This is a genomic window from Paralcaligenes sp. KSB-10, assembly GCF_021266465.1.
In the GTDB taxonomy this organism is placed as follows: domain Bacteria; phylum Pseudomonadota; class Gammaproteobacteria; order Burkholderiales; family Burkholderiaceae_B.
Genome location: NZ_CP089848.1, coordinates 2,278,426 through 2,304,585 on the forward strand (window position 1 = coordinate 2,278,426; position 26,160 = coordinate 2,304,585).

24 protein-coding genes and 1 riboswitch are annotated in these 26,160 nt (G+C 60.6%); of the genes, 13 read left to right on the plus strand and 11 right to left on the minus strand.

Annotation, left to right across the window (positions count from 1 at the left end; translation table 11 throughout):
- Positions 1–2: 2 nt before the first annotated feature.
- Positions 3–800 (minus strand): EI24 domain-containing protein, encoded by a 798-nt coding sequence (locus tag LSG25_RS10325; RefSeq protein WP_232740860.1) that lies wholly within the window; start codon positions 798–800, stop codon positions 3–5.
- A gap of 61 nt (positions 801–861) precedes the next feature.
- Between LSG25_RS10325 and LSG25_RS10330 the strand changes: the two genes are divergently transcribed.
- A complete protein-coding gene (locus LSG25_RS10330) occupies positions 862–1,254 on the plus strand; it encodes a thioredoxin family protein (RefSeq protein WP_232740861.1) in 393 nt (130 codons plus the stop codon).
- On the opposite strand, the gene LSG25_RS10335 is transcribed toward LSG25_RS10330, so the two are convergent.
- From LSG25_RS10335 to LSG25_RS10345, 3 genes are all read right to left on the minus strand, one after another.
- Positions 1,231–2,634, minus strand: coding sequence for a DEAD/DEAH box helicase (locus LSG25_RS10335; RefSeq protein WP_232740862.1), 1,404 nt, complete (start codon positions 2,632–2,634; stop codon positions 1,231–1,233). The two genes, LSG25_RS10330 and LSG25_RS10335, sit on opposite strands and share 24 nt — an antisense overlap.
- Positions 2,635–2,785: 151 nt before the next feature.
- Positions 2,786–3,121 (minus strand): AzlD domain-containing protein, encoded by a 336-nt coding sequence (locus LSG25_RS10340; protein ID WP_232740863.1) that lies wholly within the window; start codon positions 3,119–3,121, stop codon positions 2,786–2,788.
- The gene (locus LSG25_RS10345; protein ID WP_370635841.1) at positions 3,118–3,861 is read right to left on the minus strand and encodes an AzlC family ABC transporter permease; all 744 of its coding nucleotides are present in this window, start codon (positions 3,859–3,861) and stop codon (positions 3,118–3,120) included. Before LSG25_RS10345 ends, LSG25_RS10340 begins: the two co-directional genes overlap by 4 nt.
- Positions 3,862–4,030: 169 nt before the next feature.
- Here LSG25_RS10345 and LSG25_RS10350 point away from each other — a divergent pair, with 169 nt between their 5' ends.
- The 5 genes from LSG25_RS10350 to LSG25_RS10370 all read left to right on the plus strand — a co-directional run bounded on the left by LSG25_RS10350 (position 4,031) and on the right by LSG25_RS10370 (position 8,374).
- Positions 4,031–4,951, plus strand: a complete 921-nt coding sequence (locus tag LSG25_RS10350; RefSeq protein WP_232740864.1) for a branched-chain amino acid transaminase — start codon at positions 4,031–4,033, stop codon at positions 4,949–4,951.
- Positions 4,952–4,994: 43 nt separating this feature from the next.
- Positions 4,995–5,207 carry a zinc-finger domain-containing protein gene (locus LSG25_RS10355; protein WP_232740865.1) on the plus strand — a complete coding sequence of 71 codons (213 nt, stop codon included), beginning with the start codon at positions 4,995–4,997 and terminating at the stop codon, positions 5,205–5,207.
- Positions 5,208–5,256: 49 nt separating this feature from the next.
- Positions 5,257–5,679, plus strand: coding sequence for a nuclear transport factor 2 family protein (locus LSG25_RS10360; RefSeq protein ID WP_232740866.1), 423 nt, complete (start codon positions 5,257–5,259; stop codon positions 5,677–5,679).
- Between the two features lie 9 nt (positions 5,680–5,688).
- Positions 5,689–6,780: a YheT family hydrolase gene (locus tag LSG25_RS10365; RefSeq protein WP_232740867.1), complete on the plus strand. Its 1,092-nt coding sequence runs from the start codon at positions 5,689–5,691 to the stop codon at positions 6,778–6,780.
- A 562-nt stretch (positions 6,781–7,342) separates the two neighbouring features.
- On the plus strand, positions 7,343–8,374 hold the full coding sequence (locus LSG25_RS10370) for an IS110 family transposase (RefSeq protein WP_232740868.1): 1,032 nt from the start codon (positions 7,343–7,345) through the stop codon (positions 8,372–8,374).
- Between the two features lie 709 nt (positions 8,375–9,083).
- On the opposite strand, the gene LSG25_RS10375 is transcribed toward LSG25_RS10370, so the two are convergent.
- The 4 genes from LSG25_RS10375 to LSG25_RS10390 all read right to left on the minus strand — a co-directional run bounded on the left by LSG25_RS10375 (position 9,084) and on the right by LSG25_RS10390 (position 13,449).
- On the minus strand, positions 9,084–10,589 hold the full coding sequence (locus LSG25_RS10375) for a M48 family metalloprotease (protein WP_232740869.1): 1,506 nt from the start codon (positions 10,587–10,589) through the stop codon (positions 9,084–9,086).
- Positions 10,590–10,641: 52 nt separating this feature from the next.
- Positions 10,642–11,505 (minus strand): cytochrome c oxidase assembly protein, encoded by an 864-nt coding sequence (locus LSG25_RS10380; RefSeq protein ID WP_232740870.1) that lies wholly within the window; start codon positions 11,503–11,505, stop codon positions 10,642–10,644.
- A gap of 138 nt (positions 11,506–11,643) precedes the next feature.
- Positions 11,644–12,648 carry a sodium:calcium antiporter gene (locus LSG25_RS10385; protein WP_232740871.1) on the minus strand — a complete coding sequence of 335 codons (1,005 nt, stop codon included), beginning with the start codon at positions 12,646–12,648 and terminating at the stop codon, positions 11,644–11,646.
- Positions 12,648–12,848: riboswitch (yybP-ykoY riboswitch) on the minus strand. (Overlaps the previous gene by 1 nt.)
- Before the next feature lie 121 nt (positions 12,849–12,969).
- Entirely contained in the window at positions 12,970–13,449 is a 480-nt protein-coding gene (locus LSG25_RS10390) for an NINE protein (protein ID WP_232740872.1), read from the minus strand.
- 81 nt (positions 13,450–13,530) lie between these two features.
- On the opposite strand from LSG25_RS10390, the gene LSG25_RS10395 reads away from it, so the two are divergent.
- The 7 genes from LSG25_RS10395 (at position 13,531) to ruvB (ending at position 20,773) form a co-directional block, all read left to right on the plus strand.
- Positions 13,531–14,691 carry an FAD-dependent monooxygenase gene (locus LSG25_RS10395; RefSeq protein ID WP_232740873.1) on the plus strand — a complete coding sequence of 387 codons (1,161 nt, stop codon included), beginning with the start codon at positions 13,531–13,533 and terminating at the stop codon, positions 14,689–14,691.
- A gap of 910 nt (positions 14,692–15,601) precedes the next feature.
- Positions 15,602–16,621 carry a tRNA dihydrouridine synthase DusB gene (gene dusB, locus LSG25_RS10400; RefSeq protein ID WP_232740874.1) on the plus strand — a complete coding sequence of 340 codons (1,020 nt, stop codon included), beginning with the start codon at positions 15,602–15,604 and terminating at the stop codon, positions 16,619–16,621.
- Positions 16,622–16,656: 35 nt separating this feature from the next.
- Positions 16,657–16,896 (plus strand): helix-turn-helix domain-containing protein, encoded by a 240-nt coding sequence (locus tag LSG25_RS10405; RefSeq protein WP_232740875.1) that lies wholly within the window; start codon positions 16,657–16,659, stop codon positions 16,894–16,896.
- A 21-nt stretch (positions 16,897–16,917) separates the two neighbouring features.
- Positions 16,918–18,510 (plus strand): bifunctional phosphoribosylaminoimidazolecarboxamide formyltransferase/IMP cyclohydrolase, encoded by a 1,593-nt coding sequence (gene purH / locus LSG25_RS10410; protein WP_232740876.1) that lies wholly within the window; start codon positions 16,918–16,920, stop codon positions 18,508–18,510.
- Positions 18,510–19,055, plus strand: coding sequence for a crossover junction endodeoxyribonuclease RuvC (ruvC, locus tag LSG25_RS10415; RefSeq protein WP_232740877.1), 546 nt, complete (start codon positions 18,510–18,512; stop codon positions 19,053–19,055). Before purH ends, ruvC begins: the two co-directional genes overlap by 1 nt.
- Before the next feature lie 21 nt (positions 19,056–19,076).
- On the plus strand, positions 19,077–19,652 hold the full coding sequence (gene ruvA / locus LSG25_RS10420) for a Holliday junction branch migration protein RuvA (RefSeq protein ID WP_232740878.1): 576 nt from the start codon (positions 19,077–19,079) through the stop codon (positions 19,650–19,652).
- Between the two features lie 56 nt (positions 19,653–19,708).
- Positions 19,709–20,773: a Holliday junction branch migration DNA helicase RuvB gene (gene ruvB / locus LSG25_RS10425; protein WP_232744645.1), complete on the plus strand. Its 1,065-nt coding sequence runs from the start codon at positions 19,709–19,711 to the stop codon at positions 20,771–20,773.
- Positions 20,774–20,997: 224 nt separating this feature from the next.
- Here the strand turns inward: ruvB and recQ are convergent, their stop codons facing one another.
- From recQ to LSG25_RS10440, 3 genes are all read right to left on the minus strand, one after another.
- Positions 20,998–22,830: a DNA helicase RecQ gene (gene recQ / locus LSG25_RS10430; protein ID WP_232740879.1), complete on the minus strand. Its 1,833-nt coding sequence runs from the start codon at positions 22,828–22,830 to the stop codon at positions 20,998–21,000.
- A gap of 120 nt (positions 22,831–22,950) precedes the next feature.
- Positions 22,951–24,159 carry a hypothetical protein gene (locus LSG25_RS10435; protein WP_232740880.1) on the minus strand — a complete coding sequence of 403 codons (1,209 nt, stop codon included), beginning with the start codon at positions 24,157–24,159 and terminating at the stop codon, positions 22,951–22,953.
- Between the two features lie 118 nt (positions 24,160–24,277).
- Positions 24,278–26,059 carry a ClcB-like voltage-gated chloride channel protein gene (locus tag LSG25_RS10440; RefSeq protein ID WP_370636006.1) on the minus strand — a complete coding sequence of 594 codons (1,782 nt, stop codon included), beginning with the start codon at positions 26,057–26,059 and terminating at the stop codon, positions 24,278–24,280.
- Between the last annotated feature and the right edge of the window lie 101 nt (positions 26,060–26,160).

A 26,160-nucleotide genomic window follows, 5' to 3' on the forward strand; every position in this document is an offset into this window, starting at 1 on the left:
GATTATGCGTCGATGATGGATTCCCCGCGCAACTGCCGCAGCGCCTCCAGGCTGTAATGGGCAAATACCAGCGCGGAAAACACCGGCAGTACTATCCAGGCGGGTGGAAACAGGTTTATCAGCGACAGGCACAAGCCTATCAGCCAATACTCCCGGTTATGGCGGCGCCACAAGATCCTGCGTTCCTGGCCGCTGGCGTGATCGATAAGCGAATCGACTCTCAGCATGCGGCTAAAGGCAAACGCCCACCACAAGACGGGCAGCACCAGAGCCAGGGGTGGAATCAGCCATAAAGGCATGGTCAGCAGCCACCCCGCGGCAAACAGCAGGCCTACCCAGACGGCATTCCAGACGCTTACGGCGGCGGAAAACTGCCCCTGCCGCTTGAGCCCCTGGTAGTCGCGTTTCTCGAGGTGCCTCAATACGATGGGCATGACGAAAATCGCGGCAATGACCAGGCCGAGAATACCCGATATCGGCAGCAATATGCCCACGGCCAGCATGGGGATCAGATACAGCTTGATTGAAAAAAGCCCGATGGCCAGCATCCATTGATCGATATGGTTCAACACGCCCCAATCGGAGAGCTCGGCATTGAGCCAATGAGTAAGAGGCGTCCAGAACACCCAAAGCAATATAATGGCTCCCAGTATCGCGATCAGCAGCGGCATGAGTATGGCCACCAGCATTTTGGGATGGCACTGCGAAACCAGCGCTCGCTTGAACGCCAGGGCAACGCCGGCAAACCCCTTGGTCGAAGCAGGCGGATCGGCACGAGTCACAACAAGGGAATCATTCATCAGGGAAGTTTCGAAGTCGGCATCATGGCTATCATAATCAAACCCGAGGCAATTTTCTTCCATGCCCGTATTTAATCCGTTACACAATCTGTCGGCTCTGCGCACGCAGCTCGAGCATCATCAGAATCTGGTGATTGTCTGTTACTGCGCCCAATGGTGCGATACCTGCAAAAAGTACCAGGACGACTTCGAACGGCTCGCCGACCAATACCCGCAACACGCGTTCGTCTGGATCGACATCGAAGACAACCCCGAACTGCTCGGCGACGAAGACGTGGAAAACTTCCCCACTCTTCTAATTCAGGACAGGCAGAAAAATCTTTTTTTCGGTACTTTGCTGCCTTATATCAGCCATCTGGAGCGCCTGATAGGCCAGTTCGAAAATGCCGATGCAGATCGGGCCGTGCAAGGCCCGCCTCTGCTGCGTTCCCTACTGGCGGCGTCCACCCAGTAGCACACCTACCGATTTCTTTGCGGCGGCTGCCTTGGGCGAGGCAGCGCCGACTTCCGCTACGGAGGAAGAAGCCGAAGGCACATAGGGCCTGGAAAAGAAATCGTCCAGCGGTTTTGCCGATGACGAGCCGGAAGAATAATTGCCGCGGCGGCCGCCCTGATGATCGCGGCTCGATGAATGGTCGCGGGCCGGACTGCTGGAACGCGCCGCGGGCGGCAGAACCAGTTGGCCGCGCGGAATTTTTGTTTTGATGAGTTTTTCGATATCGAGCAGGAACCGCTCTTCGGCAGGCGAGAAAAAAGCGATGGCTTCGCCCGAGGCTCCGGCACGGCCGGTACGGCCGATGCGATGCACGTAGTCTTCCGCGTTATACGGCAAGTCGTAATTGATCACGCAAGGTATGCCGGCCACATCCAGGCCACGGGCCGCCACGTCGGTCGCAACCAGTACTTCGAGTTCGCCGGCCTTGAAGGCTTCAAGGGCTTTCATGCGATCGGCCTGGCTTTTATCGCCGTGTATCGATTCGGCCTTTACGCCGTCGCGCTCCAATTGCCGCGCCAACCGGCTGGTGGTGATCTTGGTATTGGAAAATACAATGACCTGGCTCAGACCGCGCGATTTGATCAGATGCACCACCGCCGCACGCTTGTCGTCGCCCGACAGAGGATAGGCGATTTGCGTTACCGTGTCGGCCGTCGCATTCCGGGCCGCCACTTCGATCTCGGCCGGGTTGTTGAGGAAAGTGCGGGCCAGCTTGCGGATTTCATTGCTGAACGTGGCCGAAAACAGCAAGCCCTGGCGCTGGGCGGGCAGCAGGCGGATGATGCGATCGAGGTCGGGCAGAAAACCCATGTCGAGCATGCGGTCGGCCTCATCGAGCACCAGGATGCCGACTTGCCCAAGATTGACGTTCTTTTGCTCGACGTGATCGAGCAGGCGTCCTGGCGTGGCGATCAGGATCTCGCAGCCGCGCCGCAAGGCGTCGCGCTGCGGCCCGATATCGACGCCGCCAAACACCACTGCCGAGCGCAATGGCGTAGAGCTGCCATAGCGGGCAACGCTCTCGGAAACCTGATCGGCCAATTCGCGGGTCGGCGTCAGGATAAGCGCTCGAACCGGATGGCGCGCCGGCGAGGCGCTGCTGCTGGCATACGGCATCAGGCGGTGCAGTATGGGCAGGGTAAATGCGGCGGTCTTCCCGGTACCGGTTTGCGCCGCCCCCATCACATCGCGTCCATCCATCACTATGGGTATGGCTTGAGCTTGTATCGGCGTGGGGATGGTGTAGCCGGTATCGGCGACAGCCTTCAGGATGTTCGGATGCAGACCAAAGTCGGAAAACGTGGTGGCAGGTGTATCAGATAGAGTAAATTCAGTCATTGAGAGTGGGTTGACGCTGGACGCGAGAAAACCCCGCGCCAGCTTTTATAACCCGTGCATTTTAGCGCAGCATGGGTCAAGTACGATAGGAAGGACCCGGTCAGGGCATGAAGTGTCGCTAAAAATCCACGAAATACCAAGGGCTTACAAGCTAAAACAAGGCATTCAGGAGCCAGAAGGCCAGCATTCCGGCCACAATCACCATCACAGTACTGCGCGTACGCAAGAACACCAGTACCGCAATCACGGCGGCAAAAACCTTGACGCCAAGCTCAGGCGGCGCGCCCGGCGTCCAGGGCAGGAGCTCGGGAATGACGATGGCGATCAAGGCGGCGGTCGGCGCGTAGCGCAAGGCCCGGCGTACTTTGTCGGTCAGCGGCAGATAATCGCCAAACAGGAAATAGCCCGAACGAGTCAGAAAGCTGCACACCGTCAGCAAGACAATCGCGCCAAAAACATACCAGTCCCAACCCGGATTACCCGTCATCGCGGCCGCCTTTTCTTGCTGAAACGTTCAACGGCGACCCCGGCCAGCACGCCGGCCGCCACAGCGGCGACCAGGCCAAGACGCAAGGGCAAGGGCTGCCCCAGCCATGCCACCAGGCCCGCCACGCACACGGAAATCACCATCGGCCTGGTATTGACCAGGGGAATGATAATAGCCATGAGTGCCAGGATGGCCGCAAAATCCAGCGACCATGAAGCCGGTACAAGCGCTCCCAGGTAGATGCCAATCAACGAGCAAAGCTGCCATGAAATCCAGCCCGGAACAATCACTCCCAGAAAATACCAAAGCTGATCCTGTGTGCCTTTTTCCCTGGCTTCGGCATAGCGGCTCATGAACAGCACAAAAACGATATCTCCGGAAAGATAGCCCAGGGCCAGGCGCTTCTGCCAGGAATAGCGCCGGAAATAAGGATGCATGGCCGCACCGAAGATGACAAAACGGATGTTCACGACAAACCCGGCCGCGAAAACCAGCCACAAGGGCGCCCCCGATACGATCAGGGGCAAAGCGGTCAACTGGGCCGAGCCCGCGTAGACCAGCACGGTCATGAGTGTGGCCATGGTTTCGGTCAGGCCGGACTTGACCAGCGCAATACCCGTGACGAAAGCCCACATGCTGGTCGCAACCAGTGTCGGCAGCACTTCGTAGAATCCGGTATAAAAACTCTGCCTGGCGTGGGCGCTGGACCATGACGCAGACGATTTGGACGGAGCCGACAACAAAACACCTCAAGACTGAATGGGCAACAGCCGCGTTAAGCCCGGGCCAGGCCCCGCAGTGGAGATCCGCCGCCCCCTGCCCGGGGAAAAACTGGCCCATTTTGCCAATGGAGGCTTATTGTAAGGCCCTCCGCTTGCTACAATGAAGCCTCATTTCTCGGAGAGCATTATGTCGATGTCTGATCGTGACGGTTTTATCTGGTATGACGGCAAGCTGGTACCGTGGCGCGACGCTACCACCCATGTCCTGACCCACTCCCTGCACTACGGTCTGGCCGTCTTCGAGGGTGTGCGTGCCTACAACACCGACATCGGCACCGCGATTTTCAAGCTCAAGGAACACACCAAGCGCCTGTTCAACTCGGCCCACATCTATCAGATGGCCATGCCCTACGACCAGGACACCATCAATGCGGCAATATGCGAAGCGGTGCGCAGCAACCAGCTCGAATCGTGCTACATACGCCCGCTGGTCTTTTACGGCTCTGAAAAAATGGGCGTGTCGCCCAAAGGCGCCCAGGTGCACGTGGCCATTGCCGCCTGGCCTTGGGGTGCTTACCTGGGCGACGAAGCGCTCAAGCAGGGCATACGCGTAAAAATTTCCTCTTATGCGCGTCAGCACGTCAACGTCACGATGCCGCGCGCCAAAGTGGCCAGCACTTACGCCAACTCCATTATCGCCAACGCCGAGGCGCTCGATCACGGCTACGACGAAGCCATCCTGCTCGATACCGACGGCTTTGTCGCCGAAGGTTCCGGCGAAAACATTTTCATCGTGAAAGACGGTGTATTGTGCGAGCCCGAAATTGCCTCGGCGCTGACTGGCATCACCCGCGCGACCATTCACTCGCTGGCGGCCGACCTGGGCATACCATTGCTTACCAAGCGCCTCACACGCGACGACCTCTACATCGCCGACGAAGCTTTTTTTACCGGCACGGCGGCCGAAGTCACGCCCATACGCGAAGTCGACCGGCGCGTCATCGGCGCGGGCAGCCGCGGGCCTGTTACCGAGAAACTGCAAAAGGCATTTTTCGATGTGGTCAATGGCCGCAACCCCAAGTATCTTAGTTGGCTTACCAAGGTATAGCCGCCGCCTCCGGCCGGCCATCGCTCTATTTTCAGGAAACCTTATGACCAGCGCAGCAAAACCGTCATCCACCGAGCAACCCACCATTTTTGTCGAAGCCAAGGACCTGCCCGTCTATTGTCCGGGGCCGCATGCCCCGTTATGGAGCATGCATCCGCGGGTTTACATCGAAGTCGTGAAAACCGGCAAAGCCCTATGCCCTTATTGCGGGGCCGCCTATCAGTTGAAAGACGGCGAGCACGTGCACGGGCATTGAATTACCGGCAACACTCCGGCCCTCGCGCCTCAACCATTCCTCCGACATCATGTTTGCCACCCCAGAAGAAGCCGAGCACGCTTTCTACGACTCTCTCCATCAGGCGGATACGATCCGCCTGATGGAGGTGTGGTCCGACGACGAAGAAGTCGTCTGCGTGCATCCCGGCGGCATACGTGTAATCGGCAGCGACTCCGTACGAAACTCCTGGCAGCAGATACTGGCCAATGGCCCACTGCTCATCCAGCCGACACGCCCGATGATCATGACCAGTCTCATGAGTTCGGTCCATGTCCTGATCGAACAGGTCACAATCCACTCCCCCGAAGGCAAGCAAGTGGCCAACTGTTACACCACCAATGTTTATCATAAGGGCCCGTCGGGCTGGCGGATGGTATTGCACCACGCTTCCAACGCACCGGACGATGTGGGTATGTTCGATTTGCAGGACATTCCCGGCACCTTGCATTAAGAGTGGTTCGTGACAGCACAGATAGACTCCTCGCCCTGCCCCAATCCCGTCTGGTTGCCCGGACATCATCTGCAAACCGTTTACGGTGCCGTGGGCGCGCGCTATCACCGCATTTCCTTCACCCGCGATCGCGTCAATACACCCGACGGCGACTTCATCGATTTCGACTGGGTCGGCCCTGGCCTGTTTTCCGACCAAACCGCAGGCGGCAAATCAGTCAAGCCAGACCCGCGGCTGACCAAAACAGCCGCTCGCCGCTGGATGCGGGACGAAGACTGGGCCAGTTTGCCCGTCGCCGGCGGCACTCCGGCCCTGGTGCTGTTCCATGGCCTGGAAGGCAGCAGCAAAAGCCACTATGCCCAAGCCATCGCCCAGCATTTTCGCGCACGCGGATGGATTGTCGTCGTCGCCCATTTTCGCAGTTGCTCGGGCTTCGCCAACCGCATGGCCCGGGCTTATTATTCCGGCGACTCGGCCGACCTGGGATTTATGCTGGACACCGTTCGAACCCGTGTCCCGCATGCAAAATGGCATGCGGTGGGCGTATCCATGGGCGGCAATGCCATGCTCAAGTACATGGGCGAACATCCCGAGCTCACAGAATGGCTTGCGGCAGGCGCCGCCATTTCGGTGCCCCTCGACCTGGTCGCCAGCGGCAATGCCTTGAGCGATACGTTTGCCGGACGGCATCTATACACACCGTACTTTCTGAAAAGCATGAAGGACAAGGTGCACGAAAAAGGCAAACGTTTTCCCGGCACCATCGATGTATTCCGGCTCAGTCAGGCCAGAAACCTGCGCGATTTCGACGATATATACACGGCGCCCATGCATGGCTATAAAAATGCCCTGGACTACTGGTCGCGAGCCTCCAGCAAGCCTTACCTGAAGGCGCTCACAGTACCCACTTTGATTCTGAACGCCCGTAATGACCCGTTCGTTCCGGAACCGTCCCTGCCCGGCTCGGCCGATTGCTCCGACACGGTCTTGCTGCATCAGCCGGCCGAAGGCGGCCATGCCGCGTTCGTCAGCGGATCCTTTCCGGGAAATGTAGGCTGGCTACCCGTGCGCATTGCGCGCTTCTTTGAAACCGGGCTGTAATTCCCTTTCCATATCGAACGTGCACTTTGTCGGCTTCGCTTGCCTTACGCCCGTAATGTCTGTGCTTCGCGCTCACGCTTGATCTAGGGTATTTTTGGTTCGAGTGTTTACGGCATTCTTTGATGGATGGGTATTGGTATTTAAAGACGCCGTCTATCGGGGCTTGGGGTCAGGACCGGCACGGCGTGCTTGATCCGGATCTACCTCGTCCAGGCGGGCGTCGGGCCAACTCACTACGCCGCTGGCGCGGCTCCGTTCAAACAGGGCCCGCCGAAAGCCCCCGCCTTCCCTACGGTAGCATCCGGCGCACGCCTTACGCCGGTCCTGACCCCAAGCCCCGATAGACGGCTCACGTAATGGCATGCCTGGAATGAACTTGCCGGCCCAACGTATCCCTCGATGCATTGCTTCAACGCAAGCCGCAGGGTGGGCGGTGCAGTGCAGTCCGGCGGTAGTCCAGCGCCGGGTGCAATGGAATGGACGCCCCTTCTCGAACCGGCATCATTGTGCCAAAGTGAAGGGGTTACTAACTCATTCACTGCTATCGGAAGGAGCATCCATCATGAAGATTACAACGATTGGTCTTGATTTAGCAAAGTCCGTGTTTCAAGTTCACGGCGTGAATGCGCAAGGCCATACCGTCTTGACCCGGCAACTACGCCGCGAGCAGCTCAGCGCCTTCTTTGCGAAGCTGACACCGTGCCTCATCGGCATGGAGGCCTGCGCGAGCGCCCACCACTGGGCGCGGCTGCTGCGCGACCAGGGCCACGACGTGCGGCTGATCGCCGCGCAGTTCGTCAAACCTTACGTTAAATCCAACAAGAACGATGCCGCCGATGCGCAGGCGATCTGCGAGGCCGTCACCCGGCCCTCCATGCGCTTTGTCGCCATCAAATCGGTCGAGCAACAAGCGGTACTGAGCCTACACCGGGCCCGTGAAGGCTTCGTCAAGGCGCGCAGCGCCGCGGCCAATCAGATCCGCGGCCTGCTGGCCGAGTTCGGGTTGATCCTGCCCCAAGGCATCGCTCACGTCACCCGGCGGGTGCCGGCGTTGCTTGAGTCCGCGCTGGCGCGCCTGCCTGGCCCTTTCGTGGAACTCATCCGTACGCTGGTTGAACACCTGCGCGCGCTCGATACGCAGGTCCAGGCCCTGGAGCGATCGATCGTGCACGGGCATCGTGCCAATCCGGTCAGCCAGCGGTTAGCGCAGTTGCCCGGAATCGGGCCGATTACGGCCAGCGCCCTGGCCGCCAGCGTGGGCGATCCGCGGCTCTTTAAAAATGGCCGGCAACTGGCCGCCTGGCTAGGTTTGGTGCCGCGCCAGCACTCCAGCGGGGGCAAGGCCACGCTGCTGGGGATCAGCAAGCGCGGCGATGGGTACCTGCGCAAGCTCCTGCTCTTGGGCGCGCAGTCGGTGCTGATCCGAGCGCGCGCCCAGGCCGATCGAACGACCTGGCTAGGCCAACTGCTTGTGCGCCGCCCGCTCAATGTGGTGGCCATCGCGCTGGCCAATAAAAATGCGCGCATCGCCTGGGCTCTGATGGCGTACGACACGCCCTACGACCCTGGGCATACGCTGAGCCGGGCCCGCTAGGGTCTACGGCACGCGTACCGAGCTCGGGGCCAACCCGGCAGCGCCTCACCACCGTTTATCCCTTTTAACGTAGGACACCACCGCACCGATTGCTTGAAGCACTTTTAGCCGTAATGGCCACTTAGGTCAGACCAGGACCAGTCAAACCCGATTCGTCAGCCGCACATCAAAGTGCTTGGGTGCTAAGGGGAGCCGGTCAGCACAACCCATTAGGGGCCGTGACACGCGTGTCACCTCGTCAAGCCCGGATGTACTGCTGCAATCAACACCTAAGAAACCGGAAGGGCAAAAAAGGGCTAGGCAAATTAGGGGCGTCCATGTACTGACGAAGGGAAGGCGGGGGCCTTCGGCGGGCGCTGTCTGAGTGGCGCCCCGCGCCGCGGGGCGACGCGAGTTCGCCCGACGCCCGCCTGGACGAGGCAGACCCGGGCAGTCGGGGTGCGTAGCACCACGACCGCTGGACGTGCCGGACTACACAGCACCGCCCACCCTGCGGCGTCTTTATAGAATTAACCGCCGCCTACACAGCAAACACAACCCAAAGTCACAAGCTCAAGTCAAAACGGCTAAAAAATAAAATGACTGAGAAGCGCCCAGCATCGTAAACACTCGAACCAAAAATACGCTGGAAATGGAACAATTCCCCGTCAGGGAAAATACCTGCCACTGATACCGCACCAGCACAGCCGCCCCCCGCAAGAAACCGGCCTCAGGGCTTCTTGAACCTTTGCAACAGCTCGCGTTCAGTTTCCAGGCGTTGTTTGATCGAGCGAATTTGTGCGTCCAGCTCCGACTGAGTATAAAAATCGCTGGACAGACTCCGCGCCTGCTGCAATTGCTCCACGGCGGTCGACAACGCACCCGTTTGCTCGTAATAACTGGCCATTGCGCGCCGCGCCGCCACCTTTTGCCCCAGGCGCTCATGGCTTTGCGCCTCAAGGCGATGCAATTGCGGCAACTCGGGCCACTGCTTTACGCGCTGCGCCAGAAACTGCAACGCCTCTTTGTCGCGATTGTTTTTTTGCATGACATCGACCATGGCCAAAGCTATTCCCTGGTTATCCGGCCAACGCGCCCATGCACTCTGCGCCATCTTCAGCGCAGCATCGCCGTTGCCCCGGCTATTGGCGAGCAGTATCGACAAGCGGGCCAACTCCGGAGAGTTGTCCCCTCCTTGCTGCGCCTTTTGCAGGGCGGCCTCGGCCTGGCTCAACTCATTTTTTTTCCAGGCAGCATAGGCAATCCCGTACCAGGCGGCCGACCGTCGCACCCCGGTTTGCTGTGTCGCGTCGAGATTCAACTGCCGCAAGGCGTCCTGCCGGGCCGATCTATCCAAAGCCTGCATAATGCGCAACTGAGCCCGCAGATACCAGAATGCATCGCTGTCGCGATAGTGAACCTGAGGCAATTCCTCGACCCGATTTTCAATGTCCGACAGGCGTTGTATAGACAGAGGATGCGTGCTGGCATACGCGCCGCCGCCCGCACCTTCATTCAATCGCGACGCTTTCATCAGGCGGGTAAACATTTGCACCATGCCCTTGGGGTCGTAGCCGGCCTTGCGCAGCATTTCGAAACCGGCGCGATCCGCCTCCTGCTCGGCCTGGCGGGAGAATCCAAGTTGACGATCAACCGCGGCGGCCTGGCCAAAAGCGGCCACGCCCACGGCCAGATCGCCGTTTCCTGACAAACCCGCCAATAGGGCCGCCACCAGCGAGGCGATCATGACGCCACTATTTTGCGATTGCTGTGTCATGCCGCGTGCGATATGCCGCTGCACCACATGACCTATTTCATGCGCAATCACCGAAGCCAGTTGGGATTCGTTCTGCGACGAAACGACCAGGCCGCTATTCACACCGATATAGCCGCCCGGCAAGGCAAAAGCGTTGATTTCGGGATCGCGCACCCCAAAAACCGTGATCGGCTGTGCGCCGCCGGGAGCCCCGGTGGCTAATTTGCGCCCCATTTCAGTAAGGTATTGGCTGACCTCGGGGTCGCCAATATAAGTGGGATCGCGCCGCCCCTGCTCCATGATGGCATCGCCCAATGTGCGCTCCAGCCGGGGCGACAGTTCGGCCGATGAAGCGGCCCCCATGCTGGGAATACCCACAGGTTGGCTGCGGGCGGACAGCGGCGCGACCAGCGCTGCGGCCAGGCCCGCCGCGCACAGTTTGAAGGATATGGATCTGGAATGGAGAAAATCAAGATTCATTTGTCTATGGTAATCGGCAATGCGGTGCGAGGGGCAGCCCTGCGCGGCGTCTCTACGCCGCGCCGACTGTCGCCTGCCGCGCCTGTTTGGCCAGGGCGCGCTTGTTGGGAAGACGCCCTTTGGACGACAGTCGCATTAGTGTTCCCAAGGCCAACAGCAGGCCCACTATCTCGATAAGGCCGGCGGGAATCCACATGGTCAGGCCGCCAATGGTTTGATCCATGGCCGCCGGTATGCCGGGAATGGCACGCCCGCACAATTCAAAAATGGGATAGAGATCGCGCGATGTAAAAGTAATGACCGCCCCGACCACCATTTGCGGCGCCATCGTGAGAACCGGCGAAAGAATGCGGCCGCCCGGCGACATGGCCGCCGGCGGGCTGGGCCGCCGATCGAGAATCAGGTTCCAGTACAGAAACCCGCTGGCCACCACGGACCAGTTCATCACACGATAAAGGCGCCAGTCGAGCATGGAATAGAACTGCACGGAGGGGATCAGCCACACCACCACCATCAAGACGAACAGCAGGGGGATCAGGAACTTGTGCGTCAGCAGCGCTTCGGCCGAACGGCCAACAGGCGTGCGGCGAAAATCGCGCAGCGCAATCCGCCAGCGCATGGGCAGGCCGGCCCGCATGGCTTGCCCGGGATAGGCACCCATAATGAGCAGCGGCCCCAAATGATGCAATACCAGGTGCTGTAGCCGGTGCACAAAAAACATGCGCTCGGCGTAGTAGTCGATACGGGTATGCAAGGACAGATACAGTAGGATCAGGCCCAGCCAGAAGGAGCCTTGGCGCACCACCGAAACCCGATGCACCCGGGCGCCACGCACGAACAAGCCGCCGCCGATGAAAAACATCAGCAACAAGGAGGGGGAAAACTCCCAGGGAGTGAGCCAGCCTAGCAAATCCATGAGCAACTAATTCCGTAAAACCCTGATTGTAATAGATCGGAGCATGGCCGATTTTCGCGGAAAAATCCACAACATCATGGATTTAGCGCCTCTTGGCCTCAAGCAGGCGCCCACCGTCGCAAGCATGCGTGACTTTGGTCAAGCCCGGAAAAACACCGCTACAAAAACCACGAATACCAGATACAGGGCGCCGACACTGGCCAGTGCGGAAACGCGCATGGCGCCGCGCCTGAACTGCAGCCACAAAAAGGCGATCGACAGCATAGTGATGCCGGCTGCGACCAGCAGGGGCGTGTCCAGATGCCAGGGCGTCATGAAAATGGCCAGGGCGCTGGGAATGGTGGCCTGTATCATCATGGCCCCCGAGATGTTGGCCAGAGCCAGGCGTTCCTTGCCTTGCCTGACCCAGATCAGGGCATTCATGATCTCCGGCAACTCGGTGGCCACGGGGGACAATAGCAAGGCGGCGATATGCGGCGACGCACCCGCCCAGATCCCGATGGTTTCGATCTGCCGGACAAACGTATGCGAAGCCACGGCAATGACCAGCAGCGCCAGCAGCGTTTGAAGCAGTGCCCAGAACATCGTCGGACTCGAATCGCGGGGCCGGATCTTGAGCGGCTCCAGCCCGTCGACATCGACGCCGCCGTCTTCCGCGCCAAGCTCGTGTTTCACATAAAGACCGTAGGCCAGCAGGAACAGTATCCCCAGCCAGGGCTTCCAGGCAAACACCAGCACACCCAACAGCACCTTGATCACGAAAATGGCCATGAACCAAGCCTGATCGCGTGCCAGGCGTTGCTGATCCGCAGCGATGGTACAGGGTACTCCGGGGGTCAGCCTGGCTCTGCGCAACATGGCAAAGCCCACCACGGCATACGCCAGAGTGGCCAGCACCAGGGGCCCGCCCAAGGCGGCGCCCACCCCGATATCCTTCTGCTCGGGGGTGCCGCCAAATACCACCGCGACAAAGGTCACCGCGCTTTCGGGCAGGGCCGTGCCAAATGCCGCCAATATGGTGCCCACGGCCGTGGCGCCCAGGTTCAGGCGATAGCCCACCCATTCGACGCCATTGACAAAGAATTCACAGGCGAAGTAAATCGCCGCGGCTGAAGACAGGAACAGAATGATGGAAAGCAGCATAAGGACTGGGCCGGGCGAAGCGATAACCATGGCGCAACGACGCGCTTCGCCCGGCAGAGCGACGCATCGTGGCCAAAGGTCTCGCAGGATCGCGGCCCGAAGGCAACAACCGCTTGCGCCATGGCGAAGGATCACCAAGTATGTTGACGCAAGCTCTCTTGGCCAAAGCCAAGGGATAGCTACTCCCCAATGACGGAGAAAAGGGATTCTAACAGATGTGTTTCGAAAGATCCGCCGCAACAGAGTGGCCCGAGTCCGGGCCGATCTGTGCCGGAAATGCGCGGCACCTGTAAATGCGCACTGGAATTCAAGGAAACTGGCCTACAGCTTCAAGCCATCGAGCCAGCCCATTGAAGTATAAATGTAGATGACGGCCATGGCGATGCCGAACACAAGCACCACGCCCATCAGCACCGTAGTGACAATGGCGGCTATGACGGGAGCCCAGCGGGTTCGGGTCACCCGCGCGGAATGAGGGTTGTATTTCTGGTCGAACTTGTCGTCAGGTTTGAGGGCGAAGATAAGCGCTTCGATATAGCCATCGGCAATGGGCAACAGCAACAGCAGGAAGGGAGGGTTGTCCCACCAGACGGGATAGAACCTGGCGAGGACGATCATAAGACAGGAATACGCGGTGACCATCCAGGCGCGCGGGCGCCCCAGATACCACCAATGCGCTCCAAACACGCCCAGCAGGCACGCCAGCCAGGCCACGGCGGTCTTGCTGCGATGCGCAAGCCCCGGCGCGGCCGGTGACAGGGAAGATATTGATAGATTCGAAGAAACTTCCGACTGCGTCATGCTACACCTCGGTTGACCGCAAGGGTTTTTACACTAAAGCTTTAAAATCTTATGCATTGTAGTAGAGGCTGGGAAAAAGCGATGGATTCACCTGAATACGATATTGCCATTACCGGAGACGGACCGGTGGGATGCACACTCGCCCTGCTGCTGGCCGGCAAAGCGCCGATTCCGCAGCGCATCGCCCTGATAGGCAAGCATTTTCTCGCCCCCGGCCTGACCGCAGTCACAGAGGCCACCGACCCGCGCACGCTGGCGATCAATCACGGCAGCCGCGTTCTGCTCGAACACTTGCAAGCGTGGCCGGACCAGGCCGCCAGCATAGAAACCGTACACGTGTCCCAGCGCGGACGGCTTGGCCGCACGCTGGTACGCCATACCGAACTGAATGTGCCCCGCCTGGGCAGCGTGGTGTCCTACGACCGGCTGCTGGCCACTTTGCACGCGGCCGTGGCACGCTGTGGAATCGACGTCATCAGTGCATCGACCGTTACCACCCAATGCGCCGGAACGGTGCGGATCGACCTCGCAGACCGCAGCCTGTCGAGCGCACTGCTCGTCCAGTCGGACGGCGCCCGGCCCAAGGGCGTACAGCGCGATTACCGCCAGCACGCCGTTCTGGCCACTGTGCGCGCCAGTCGGCCCGCCCAAAACTGGGCATACGAGCGCTTCACCGCGGAAGGCCCTCTCGCCGTTTTACCGCATCCCCAGGCGGCCAATCTGTACGGCATTGTCTGGTGCTGCTCGCCACTGCGGGCCGAACATCTCCGGGGACTGGACGACCAGACGTTCGCAACTGCGCTGCACGAGCAATTCGGCGATCGCCTCGGGCACTTTACCTGCATAGGCCCACGCCATGTGTTTCCTCTGGCGCTGCATGCCGGCCCTTCCCTGCTCAATGGGCGTACGGTCGCCATCGGCAATGCGGCGCAAACGCTGCACCCCGTCGCCGGCCAGGGGCTCAACCTGGGCCTGCGCGACGCCGTCCAGCTTGCCCAGTCGCTCGCCCCATGGCTGCAGCGCAGCCAGGACGATCCGGGACCACTGCTGGCCCGGTTTGCGCAGAATCGGCGGCCGGACCGCTGGCTGACGGCTGGCATTACAGATTTCCTGCCGCGAATTTTTGCCACGAAAAACCCCTTGATCGAACACGCCTGCGGCTTGAGCCTGCTGGCCCTTGATCTGAGCGCCACGCTGCGTGCGCCGCTGGCACGCCATTTGCTGCGGGGGCTACGCAGCTAGAGTATTTTTGGTTCGGGTTGTTTACGGGGTTTGATGGGTTGGTCGCTTTGGTATTTACGGTTTGGTATATAAAGACGCCGTCTATCGGGGCTTGGGGTCAGGGCCGGCACGGCGTGCTTGATCCGGATCTACCTCGTCCAGGCGGGCGTCGGGCCAAACTCGCTACGCCGCTGGCGCGGCTGCGTTCAAACAGGGCCCGCCGAAAGCCCCCGCCTTCCCTACGGTAGCATCCGGCGCACGCCTTACGCCGGTCCTGACCCCAAGCCCCGATAGACGGCTCACGTTACGGCTTGCCTGGAATCAATGTGCTTGCACCTACCGTTAACGGGCCTGCATCAATAAAACCGTTAACGTGCGTGCACCCGTACCTTTATCACCTGGCCACATCTACCGAGATTGATGACTCGATTGACTAAATGCCCACAGCCCCAACGTATACCTCGATGCATTGCCTCAACGCGAGCCGCAGGGTGGGCGGTGCTGTGCAGTCCGGCGGTAGTCCAGCGCCGGGTGCTGACGAAGGGAAGGCGGGGGCTTTCGGCGGGCCCTGTTTGAACGGAGCCGCGCTAGCGGCGCAGTGAGTTGGCCCGACGCCCGCCTGGACGAGGCAGACCCGGGCAGTCGGGGTGCGCAGCACCACGACCGCTGGACGTGCCGGACTGCACAGCACCGCCCACCCTGCGGCGTCTTTATAGAAAGACCCCCCCAGCCAACACGGCAAACACAACCCAAAGTCATAAGCTCAAGCCAAAACAACTCAAAAATAAAATGACTGAAAAGCGTCCAGTGCAGCAAACACTCGAAGCAAAAATGCGCTAACAGCGTGCTTTACCGCCGATCGGCCCCGGACACAAACCCCCGACGCTACGAAATAGCCTGACGAATTCAAATAGGGGGTTAAAATCCCCCGATGCGCATTGGTCCCTGGTCCCTTCCCAATACTGTTTTTGTTGCCCCCATGGCAGGGGTAACCGATCGCCCCTACCGGCAATTGTGTAAAAAATTGGGTGCCGGCTACGCCGTTTCGGAAATGGCCGCCAGCAACCCGCGCCTGTGGGAAAGCGTCAAAACATCGCGCCGCCTGAATCACGACGGTGAAATCGACCCCATTTCCGTGCAGATCGCCGGCTCCGATCCCGGCATGCTGGCCGAAGCAGCCCTGTTCAATATCGAGAAAGGCGCCTGCATCATCGATATCAATATGGGCTGCCCGGTCAAGAAAGTATGCAATGTCGCCTCCGGCTCGGCACTGCTGCGCGACGAAGATCTGGTCGCCCGCATTCTCGACAGCGTGGTCGGCGCCTGCTCGCCTCTGGGCGTGCCGGTTACGCTCAAGACCCGTACCGGTTGGGATCGCCAGAATCGCAATGCGCTACGCATCGCGGCTCTAGCCGAGCAGGCGGGCATCGCCGCCCTGACCCTGCACGGGCGCACCCGGTCCGATTTGTATCAGGGCCACGCCGAGTACGATACGATCAAGGAAGTGAAAAACGCAATCAAAATTCCCGTCATTGCAAATGGGGATATCGATACTCCCGAAAAAGCGCAATACGTACTACAGTACACCGGTGCCGATGCCGTCATGATCGGCAGAGCCGCACAAGGCCGCCCATGGATTTTCCGCGAAGTGGCGCATTATCTGGCAACCGGGTCGCGCCTGCCGCCCCCCAGTTACGGCGAACTGCGCTCATGCCTGCTGGATCATCTCGACGACCACTACCGGTTCTACGGAGAATTCACCGGCGTGCGTTCCGCGCGCAAGCATATCGGCTGGTATCTTGCCGACCTGCCCGATAGCGAAACACTGTTACGCAGCATTAACCAAATAGACAACACCCGCGATCAAACCTCTGCCCTCAAGCAATGGTTCGATCATCATCTTTCCGACGAGCTCGTTGCGCCCCTGCCGAATCAAGCCCTAGCCGCCTGAACCGCGAATGCCGCAACCTTATTTAATTATCCGCCATGAGTAACAAGAATCCCTTAGAACAATCGGTACGCGACCGCCTCGAACTTTACTTTTCCGACCTCGGCGACTCCGAGCCGCGCGACATACTGGCCATGGTTGTAAATTGCGTAGAAAGGCCTGTCCTGCAAGTCGCCCTCGAAAAATCCAAGGGCAATCAATCGAAAGCCGCCGAGATACTCGGCGTTACCCGCAGCACGCTGCGCAAGAAGCTGCTCGCCCACAATCTGCAACCTTAATTCCCTATTCCCGCCCCACACATGAAGATCCAGACAGCTTTACTCTCGGTTTCGGACAAAACCGGCATTGTTGAATTTGCCCAGACACTTGCCCAGCGCGGCGTGCGGCTGCTCTCGACCGGAGGCACGGCAAAACTGCTGGCGCAAGCCGGACTCGAAGTCACCGAAGTGGCCGCCCACACAGGCTCGCCTGAAATTCTCGACGGCCGGGTCAAGACCCTGCACCCCAAAATCCATGGCGGCCTGCTGGCGCGCCACGACAGCCAGGAACATCTTGATACACTCGCACAGCACAACATAGAGCGTATCGACCTGCTGGTCGTCAATCTGTATCCGTTTCGCGAAACCATCGCCAAACCCGATTGCTCCTTTGCCGATGCCGTCGAAAACATCGATATCGGCGGCCCCGCCATGCTGCGCGCCGCCGCCAAGAATCACGGCACGGCAGTGGGCGGAGTCACGGTAGTCATCGACCCGAGCGACTATGCGCGTGTGCTGTCCGAAATGGACAGTCCCGCGGGGCAAACGTCATACGGCCTGCGCCTCGAGCTCGCCACCAAAGCCTACGCCCATACCGCGGCCTACGATGGCGCGATCGCCGATTACCTGAGCAGCCTGGCCGTGGCCGAGCCCGAGCAGGAGCAGGCTCCCGCCCGCCATCCATGGCCGCGCACTCTTACCTTGCAAATGCAGCAGCAGCAAATCCTGCGCTACGGCGAAAATCCGCATCAGGCCGCCGCCTTCTATATCGACCCGCATCAGGGTGCCGGCCTGCTGGGCGGCTACCGGCAGTTGCAGGGCAAAGAACTGTCCTACAACAACATTGCCGACGCCGATGCGGCCTGGGAGTGCGTGCGCAGCTTCGACACCCCCGCCTGCGTCATAGTCAAGCATGCCAATCCGTGCGGCGTGGCCATTGCCGACGCCCCTCTGGCCGCCTATCAACAAGCCTTCAAGACCGACCCGACCTCGGCGTTCGGCGGCATTATTGCCTTCAACCGCCAGGTCGATGCCGCCACCGCCCAGGCAATCAGCACGCAGTTTGTCGAAGTTCTGCTGGCCCCCGGCTACGATGCCGACGCCCTGGCAATCTTCGCCGCCAAGAAAAATGTGCGGGTCCTGCAAGTGCCGCAAGGGCAGGCTCATAACGCTTTCGACGTCAAACGGATCGGCGGCGGCTGGCTGGTGCAAACTCCCGACAACTACCAGGTGGCCGCGGGCGACTTCAAGGTGGCCACGCGCAAGGCACCGACAGAACAGCAAATGAAAGACCTGATGTTCGCCTGGAAAGTCGCCAAATACGTCAAATCCAACGCCATCGTTTTCGTTGCCAATGGCATGACGGTCGGCGTGGGCGCAGGTCAGATGAGCCGCGTCGATTCGGCCCGTATCGCTTCGATCAAGGCGGCCAATGCCGGCCTGACTCTGGCCGGCTCGGCAGTGGCCTCCGATGCGTTCTTCCCGTTTCGAGACGGGCTGGACGTCGTCATCGATGCCGGCGCCAACTGCGTGATTCAACCGGGCGGCAGCATGCGCGACGATGAAGTCATCGCGGCGGCCAACGAGCGGGGCATCGCCATGGTGCTGACCGGCGCCCGTCACTTCCGCCACTGATGCGCATTCTCGGAATCGACCCGGGTTTGCGCCGCACGGGCTTCGGCGTTATCGAAGCCCAAGGCATGCGCCTGAGCTATATCACCAGCGGCACCATCGTCATTCCTGCCGATCAACCGCTGGCGCAGCGCCTGAAAGTCATACTCGACAATCTGCGCGAAATCGTACAGGCCAATCAGCCGACGGTTTCCGCCATGGAAAAAGTGTTCGTCAACACCAACCCCACATCCACGCTGCTGCTCGGACAGGCCCGCGGCGCCGCCATGTGCGCCCTGGCGGACAGCCAGCTGCTGGTTCACGAATACACTGCGCTACAGATCAAGAAAGCGGTGGTGGGCAACGGTCATGCCGCCAAAGAGCAAGTGCAAAAAATGGTGCAGCATTTGCTGAGCCTCGACGGCCTGCCCGCCGCCGACTCCGCCGATGCCCTGGCCTGCGCCATCTGCCATGCCCACGTCGGACCGCTTGCGCAGCGCCTGAAGCAGGCCGGCGATCTGACCGGCCATCAGGGCAGCCGCCTGCGCGGCGGACGCCTGATCGGTTAACCACTTACTGAGGACGCCCCGATGATCGGACGCATCACCGGCACATTGCTGGAAAAGACCCCCCCCATGGTTTGCATCGACGTGGGCGGCGTAGGCTATGAAATCGACGTGCCCATGAGCACCCTCTACGACCTGCCCGAAACCGGCGCGCGCGTCACGCTCTACACGCATCTGGCCGTGCGCGAAGATGCCCATACCCTGTACGGTTTTTCCACCGCCAGCCAGCGCTCGACATTCCGGGCGCTGATCAAAGTCACGGGCATCGGCGCACGCACCGCGCTGGCAGTGCTATCGGGCATGACTGTCGAAGAACTGTCCAGCGCCATTACACGCCAGGAAACCACGCACCTTACGCGTGTTCCAGGCATAGGCAAGAAAACCGCCGAACGCCTGTTGCTGGAACTGCGCGGCAAGCTGGGCGCCGATCTGGGCCACGGCGCGGCAAGCATCCCCTCCAGCACGGACGACATCCTGAATGCCCTGCTTTCGCTGGGCTATTCCAATAGCGAATCGCTGGCCGCACTCAAAGGCCTGCCCGAGGGCATCGACGTTTCCGAAGGCATTCGGCAGGCGCTTAAATCGCTCGCCAAAAGGTAAATACGCTCCTGCGATCGAGTAGTGTACGATATCTATACTTGCCTTTCACCAAGACCATGGCCATTCATTCCGACTCGCTATCCAGCACGCCCCCCGCCGAACGCATCGTTGCGCCGCAGAGCACCTCGCCCAATGAAGAATCGGTCGAACGGGCCTTGCGGCCGCGCGCGCTCAGCGAATATGTCGGCCAGCAGCGCGTCTGCGAACAGCTCGATATCTTTATCACGGCCGCGAAAAACCGCGGCGAGGCGCTGGACCATGTCTTGCTGTTCGGGCCGCCCGGGCTGGGCAAGACGACACTGGCCCACATCGTGGCACACGAAATGGGGGTGCAGTTGCGGCAAACCTCCGGCCCGGTACTGGAGCGTGCCGGCGATCTTGCCGCCCTGCTGACCAATCTGGAAAAAAACGATGTGCTGTTCATCGACGAAATTCACCGGCTGTCGCCGGTGGTGGAAGAAATTCTCTATCCGGCCCTCGAAGATTTTCAAATCGACATCCTGATCGGCGAAGGGCCTTCGGCACGCAGCGTCAAGATCGATCTCCAACCCTTTACCCTGGTGGGCGCCACGACACGCGCCGGCATGCTGACCAATCCGCTGCGCGACCGCTTCGGCATCGTATCCCGCCTCGAGTTCTACAACACCGACGACCTGACCCACATCGTCACCCGCAGCGCCCGCCTGCTCAATGCCGGCCTGACCAGCGACGGCGCCATCGAAATCGCCAAACGCGCGCGCGGAACGCCCCGCATCGCCAATCGGCTACTGCGGCGCGTACGCGACTACGCCGAGGTCAAGTCCAATGGCAAGATAGACGCCGCCGTGGCCGGCGCGGCCCTTGCCATGCTAGAAGTCGATCCGCAAGGCCTCGACCTCATGGATCGCAAACTGCTCGAAGCGATCATCCATAAATTCGACGGCGGCCCGGTCGGAGTCGACAGCCTGGCCGCCGCCATAGGCGAAGAGCGCGATACCATCGAAGACGTCATCGAGCCCTACCTGATTCAGCATGGCTATCTGCAGCGTACCCCGCGCGGCCGCATGGCCACCAAAACGACCTGGCAGCACCTGGGCCTGGCCCCACCCAAGGCCGCGGACAGCAACGAACTGTTTTCCTGAACAATATTCCCGTTTAGTCACGTGGACCTGCGATCGCACAAAAACCCTTAAACGCGAGCGGGGGTGGCGGCCCAGGCGGGGTGATCGAGCTTGAGTCCGCCGCGGCCGCAGGCAGTCCTGGCAAAGCCAGGACCGGACGATGCGAGCTCCACCCCGCCTGGGCCGCCACCCCCGCGTCTCAAGAACGAGGATAGTCGCCATAGACAGCCCCCCCAAGCTCCCCCCTACGGCGCCGCGCGCACGTTGCGCAGCAGTTCCTCACCGTACGCCTCGAGCTTGCGCAGGCCCACCCCGCTGATATGACTGAGTTCATCCAGAGACGACGGTGACTGCACCGCGATTTCACGCAAAGTCGCATCATGGAAAATGACATAGGCCGGCACGCCATGGCTGCGGGCTACTTCGGCACGCCAGGCCCTCAAAGCCTCGAAACGCTGCTGCGCCTCGGCCGGCAGGACAATTTCCGCTTCTTTGCGGCGCGTACTTGTCGATCGGCTCGAACGCGCCGTTTTTTCCGGCTCGCGCCTGAGCATGAGGGTCTTTTCCCCCTTAAGCACCTGGCGGCTCGCGTCGGTCAGGGCCAGGGTGCCATAGCCTTCCTGATCCACGGCCAACAGGCTTTGCGCGAGCAATTGACGAAAGACGCCACGCCATGCCTGCTCGGACAAATCCGAGCCAATTCCGAATACGCTCAGGCTCTGATGTTCGTACTGCTTGATGCGCTCAGTCAGCTTGCCGCGAAGAATGTCGATGAGATGCCCCGCGCCGAAGCGCTGGCCTCGCTCGCGCCAGAGACGATACACGGCCGACAGGATTTTCTGGGCGGCAACCGTGCCATCCCAGGCTTGCGGCGGCTCCAGGCAGGTATCGCAGTTCCCGCAAGGCTCGATGCGCTGATCGAAATAGGCCAGCAGGCGCTGGCGCCGGCACGATACGGTTTCGCACAAACCGAGCATCGCATCGAGCTGCGATCCGAGGCGCCGCCGGAACAGGTCCTCGCCCGGCGACTCGTCGATCATGCGGCGCTGCTGCACCACGTCCTGCAAGCCATATGCCAGCCAGGCCGTCGCCGGCAGGCCATCGCGGCCGGCCCGGCCGGTTTCCTGGTAATAGCCCTCGACCGACTTGGGCAGATCGATATGCGCCACAAAGCGTACGTCGGGTTTGTCTATGCCCATGCCGAACGCGATCGTGGCCACAATGACCAGGCCGTCTTCGCGCAGGAAGCGCGACTGATTTCCAGCGCGCACGGCGGCGCTCAGGCCGGCGTGGTACGGCAAGGCGGGAATGCCATGCTGGCACAGGAACTCGGCGGTATCCTCGACCCTGGCGCGCGACAGGCCGTAAACAATGCCGCAATCGCCCTGATGCTCGGTCTGTATGAACTGCAGCAACTGGCGCTTGACCTCGGCCTTTTCGACAATACGGTAGCGTATATTGGGCCGGTCGAAGCTGGAAACGAAGTGACGCGCCGCAGTCAGGTCCAGGCGCTGCGCGATCTCCCGGCGGGTCACGGTCGTGGCGGTGGCCGTCAACGCTATGCGAGGCACCGCAGGCCAGCGCTCCGACAAGATCGACAAGCCAAGGTATTCCGGGCGGAAATCGTGCCCCCACTGCGAAACACAGTGGGCCTCGTCAATGGCAAACAGGGCGATCTCCCCTCCGGCCAGCAGCTCCAGGCATCGCTCGGTCAGCAAACGCTCGGGTGCCACGTACAAAAGATCCAGCTCGCCCGCCAGGAAGGCTTGTTCCACCTCGCGAGCCGTGCGCCAGTCCTGCGTCGAGTTCAGGAAGGCGGCCCGCACGCCCAGCTCGGTCAGGGTATCGACCTGGTCCTGCATCAAGGCGATAAGCGGCGATACCACCACCCCTGTGCCGGACCTGACCAAGGCTGGAATCTGATAGCACAGCGATTTGCCGCCGCCGGTGGGCATCAGAACCAGGGCGTCCCCTCCGTCGACGAGATGCTCGATGATGGCCTGCTGATCGCCGCGGAAAGACTCATAGCCAAACACGCGTTGCAGGGTATCGAGTATCGTTTTGTGGGAAGCAGACATTCAGCGGCAATAAGAAAGTGGGCGGCTCCGCTCCTTTGCCGGAGCGGATGCCAAAAAGGCATTTTAATCGTCCGGCGGATGGCGTCGACCCCGGCAAATACGCTGGCGACGCCGAAACGGCTATTTAATGGGTATGGAAAAGCGCAGGCCTACATCATAATCGCCACTGAGCCGATCGCGGTCGGCCTTGAGCGAAACCTGCAGATTCGGGCTTAGCCAGAATTGCTGGGCCACCCCGAGATATTCCCTGGACGGGCCAGCCGCCGTATCGATCGCTTCGTAAGAACCCGTCAGATCGCCCCAGCGGCCCAGAGGCAAGGTCGCCGACAAAAGATTGCGGGTGAGCCCCCCCGCGTCGGTGGAAAAGTTTTCGTAACGGCTCAAATCCGAAAAGCCGGCTGTGCGCTGCTCATTGGTCCATGACAGTTTCAGCGTATCCAGAATGCTGGTTTCGTATCCGATCTGGTAGCGCAGGCCCTCATGCATATCCCGGCTGGCCTTGGCCACACCCGCCTTCCATACCCCCCATTGATGCGTATCGTACTGTCCCCCCACACCCATATTCTTCATGTCGGGAGCCCATTCAAGCTGGGACTCCAGCGTCAGGCTGGAAGTCCAGCCATAACGCACGACGGTATTGCCAGCCGCCGGCCCATACAACAAGCCGCCCTCTGTCGCCGCCTTGGGAGAATAATCGAGCGCACCCGCCATGGCGGAGTATTGCCACTGATCGGCGGCAACGTTGCCATTGGACAAGGATTGAGAAAACCGAATGCCACCCATGCGAGCCGCATTGCCCCAGCCCGGCGCCGCCGCCAGGTCATTGCCGAGAGTCAGGCCTGTGCCATTGCCCCTGGTATAGCGCCAGTTATGGGTTCCCAGCGTCCAGCCTTCGCCCGCGGTGCGATCCGGCACCCATGTTCCTTCCTCGGTCAAGACCTCTCCCATGGGCATCCAGCCGCTCGGCGCATAATCCGGTGTGCGCCAGCCTTCTTCCAGCTCGCTTATCGATGGGCCGGCAGCATCGGCCTGCGCATCGGTGGACGGCACGGATTCATCTGCCGCATCGGCGGGTGGCAAACCCTGGGGAGGCTCCACAGAAACCTCCGGCACTGAATACAGGTGTACGGGAGCAAGATCGCCCAGCGAGGGGCCGCTATCGGCGAGGATGTTCCGCGCCAGACCCACTACCGGCAATTCCGCGGCTTGCGCCTGCGCGATAAATTGAGGGCCGGCCCAGTTTCCTGCATCGGCTTTTGCCGGAACGTGGACCTGGACGCATCCGGCATACAGGCCCACCGCCAGCGCCATTCGCAAACCATTCTTCAAACAAAAAACTTTTATTGCCATAACTGCCCACACCACATCGGCACACCATGCCGCGCCACAATCTTCAAACACTCGAATTAATGGTAACGCAGCCTTGGGGCCGGCGTATACCCGGAAGTCATCTGGCGCGCCTGGCACGAACGTCGAGCATGACTTCGCCGCTGGCATCCATGGATTTTTTAAGCGCGCAATATTTTTCAAGCAAAGAAGACTTATACACCACGCCCAACAACCGAGGATGCTGCTCGCGGCTCACAACCGGCAGACGCTCGCCGGTAAAGTTCACAAAATACTCCTGCGCGTCGTCCAGCGTCATATCGGGATGCAGCGGCTTCACAAAATCGAGGCGCAATACCTCGCCAGCCAGTCGGTCCTGGGCATCCCTCTGATTGAGCAGCAAGCTGGTCAGGTCCTGCTGCGCGATCACGCCCTGATATATATTGTTTTCATCGACCACATACAAGTACTTGACGGGATAATCCAGAAACATCTGCAAGGCCGCCTTGACCGGAGCAGTGGTCGCCACGACCGTGACCGCCGGCTTGATCATTTCATTCAGTTCGGTATGGCGCAGCTGGTGGCGCAACAATACGTCGCGCTCGCGCACCAGCGTGACCTCGTACATGGCCACCTCGGCAATGGCCCGCGATACAAAATAGGCGATTACGCAAGCCAGCATCAGGGGCAACACAATCTGATAACTCAAGGTCATTTCAAAAATCATCAAAATGGCCATGAGCGGCGCGCTGGTTGCCGCACCCAGAAAAGCCCCCATCCCCACCAATGTAAACAGATACGGCTCGGCGGACATGCCGGGCCAGAACATGGCCACGATCTGCCCAAACAGGGTGCCAAACACGGCACCCACAAAGATGGAGGGTGTGAATACACCGCCGACCGCCCCGGACCCCACCGTGAGCGCCGTGGCAAGCACCTTGCACACCAGGATGAGCAGGACGGCATACCAGGTCCAGTTCGTATGCAACAGGGAATACACCACGCTATAGCCGTTGCCTGCAACCATGGGCATGAAAATCGACAGAAGTCCCAGCAAGGCCCCCCCCAGGCCCAGGCGGGCCGGCAGCGGCAGTTTGGTGCCTTTGAAGGTTTTCTTTGAAAAATCGAGAAATTTGAGGAATTGAGGGGCGGCCACTCCTGCCAGAACCCCCAGCACAATGAACGGCAGAATCTCGACGCCGCCAATCTGCGGGATATTCGTCATCTGATAGGTGGTCTGGTAATGGCCCGCCATGCGCATGACGATATTTGCCGTGGCCGCGGCAATCAGCAAGGGGCCGAAGCTTTGCATGGCCATGGTGCCCAGAACGATTTCGGCCACGAACAAGGCACCGGCAATCGGCGCCCCATAAGCGGCGGCCACGCCGGCGGCCGCACCGCAAGCCACCAGCAGCCGCAGGCGCGCGGTATTGAAGGAAGTAAAGCGGCCGATGGCCGAAGCGCTCAGGGAGGCCAGATGCACCATTGCGCCCTCGCGCCCTATCGAACCGCCCGAAGCCACCGTGCACAGGGAGGACAGCGATCGCAACAGGCCTTGCCGGATCGACAGGCGGCCGTCGCCTATGGCAACCGCCTCCATGTAGTCCGAATTGGCGCCAGCCTTGATTTTGGCGGCCCACCACAACAGGGCTCCGGCCACCACCCCCCCGGCCATCGGAAAAAGCAGGCGACCATACCAGGGCAGGCCTTGCGTTACCTGGACGATGGAGCCGCTATGCCCGGTCACCCAGTGCTGGACCAGGTGCATACCTTCGTGGAAAGCGATGGTGGTCAGCGCACCCAGAACGCCAACGACCGCGGCCCAACAGAGCATGGCGGGCAAATCGGAAAGCCAGGCATAGCCTTCCAGGCGTTTGCGCATCGAGGAAACCAAATCAGCCATCATGCAGAATCAGTATAAAAAACCGGAAAACAGGCCGGCGACGCCGAGTTACCCGAACGACACTATCGGCCAGGACGGGCCTGGAGTCACGGCAGGCCTGT

Excerpts from the sequence above, each read along its gene's own strand:
- LSG25_RS10325 (WP_232740860.1), bottom strand. The coding sequence starts at position 800 with ATGAATGATTCCCTTGTTGTGACTCGTGCCGATCCGCCTGCTTCGACC.
- LSG25_RS10330 (WP_232740861.1), top strand. The coding sequence starts at position 862 with ATGCCCGTATTTAATCCGTTACACAATCTGTCGGCTCTGCGCACGCAG.
- LSG25_RS10335 (WP_232740862.1), bottom strand. The coding sequence starts at position 2,634 with ATGACTGAATTTACTCTATCTGATACACCTGCCACCACGTTTTCCGAC.
- LSG25_RS10340 (WP_232740863.1), bottom strand. The coding sequence starts at position 3,121 with ATGACGGGTAATCCGGGTTGGGACTGGTATGTTTTTGGCGCGATTGTC.
- LSG25_RS10350 (WP_232740864.1), top strand. The coding sequence starts at position 4,031 with ATGTCGATGTCTGATCGTGACGGTTTTATCTGGTATGACGGCAAGCTG.
- LSG25_RS10355 (WP_232740865.1), top strand. The coding sequence starts at position 4,995 with ATGACCAGCGCAGCAAAACCGTCATCCACCGAGCAACCCACCATTTTT.
- LSG25_RS10360 (WP_232740866.1), top strand. The coding sequence starts at position 5,257 with ATGTTTGCCACCCCAGAAGAAGCCGAGCACGCTTTCTACGACTCTCTC.
- LSG25_RS10370 (WP_232740868.1), top strand. The coding sequence starts at position 7,343 with ATGAAGATTACAACGATTGGTCTTGATTTAGCAAAGTCCGTGTTTCAA.
- LSG25_RS10375 (WP_232740869.1), bottom strand. The coding sequence starts at position 10,589 with ATGAATCTTGATTTTCTCCATTCCAGATCCATATCCTTCAAACTGTGC.
- LSG25_RS10380 (WP_232740870.1), bottom strand. The coding sequence starts at position 11,505 with ATGGATTTGCTAGGCTGGCTCACTCCCTGGGAGTTTTCCCCCTCCTTG.
- LSG25_RS10385 (WP_232740871.1), bottom strand. The coding sequence starts at position 12,648 with ATGCTGCTTTCCATCATTCTGTTCCTGTCTTCAGCCGCGGCGATTTAC.
- LSG25_RS10390 (WP_232740872.1), bottom strand. The coding sequence starts at position 13,449 with ATGACGCAGTCGGAAGTTTCTTCGAATCTATCAATATCTTCCCTGTCA.
- LSG25_RS10395 (WP_232740873.1), top strand. The coding sequence starts at position 13,531 with ATGGATTCACCTGAATACGATATTGCCATTACCGGAGACGGACCGGTG.
- dusB (WP_232740874.1), top strand. The coding sequence starts at position 15,602 with ATGCGCATTGGTCCCTGGTCCCTTCCCAATACTGTTTTTGTTGCCCCC.
- LSG25_RS10405 (WP_232740875.1), top strand. The coding sequence starts at position 16,657 with ATGAGTAACAAGAATCCCTTAGAACAATCGGTACGCGACCGCCTCGAA.
- purH (WP_232740876.1), top strand. The coding sequence starts at position 16,918 with ATGAAGATCCAGACAGCTTTACTCTCGGTTTCGGACAAAACCGGCATT.
- ruvC (WP_232740877.1), top strand. The coding sequence starts at position 18,510 with ATGCGCATTCTCGGAATCGACCCGGGTTTGCGCCGCACGGGCTTCGGC.
- ruvA (WP_232740878.1), top strand. The coding sequence starts at position 19,077 with ATGATCGGACGCATCACCGGCACATTGCTGGAAAAGACCCCCCCCATG.
- ruvB (WP_232744645.1), top strand. The coding sequence starts at position 19,709 with ATGGCCATTCATTCCGACTCGCTATCCAGCACGCCCCCCGCCGAACGC.
- recQ (WP_232740879.1), bottom strand. The coding sequence starts at position 22,830 with ATGTCTGCTTCCCACAAAACGATACTCGATACCCTGCAACGCGTGTTT.
- LSG25_RS10440 (WP_370636006.1), bottom strand. The coding sequence starts at position 26,059 with ATGGCTGATTTGGTTTCCTCGATGCGCAAACGCCTGGAAGGCTATGCC.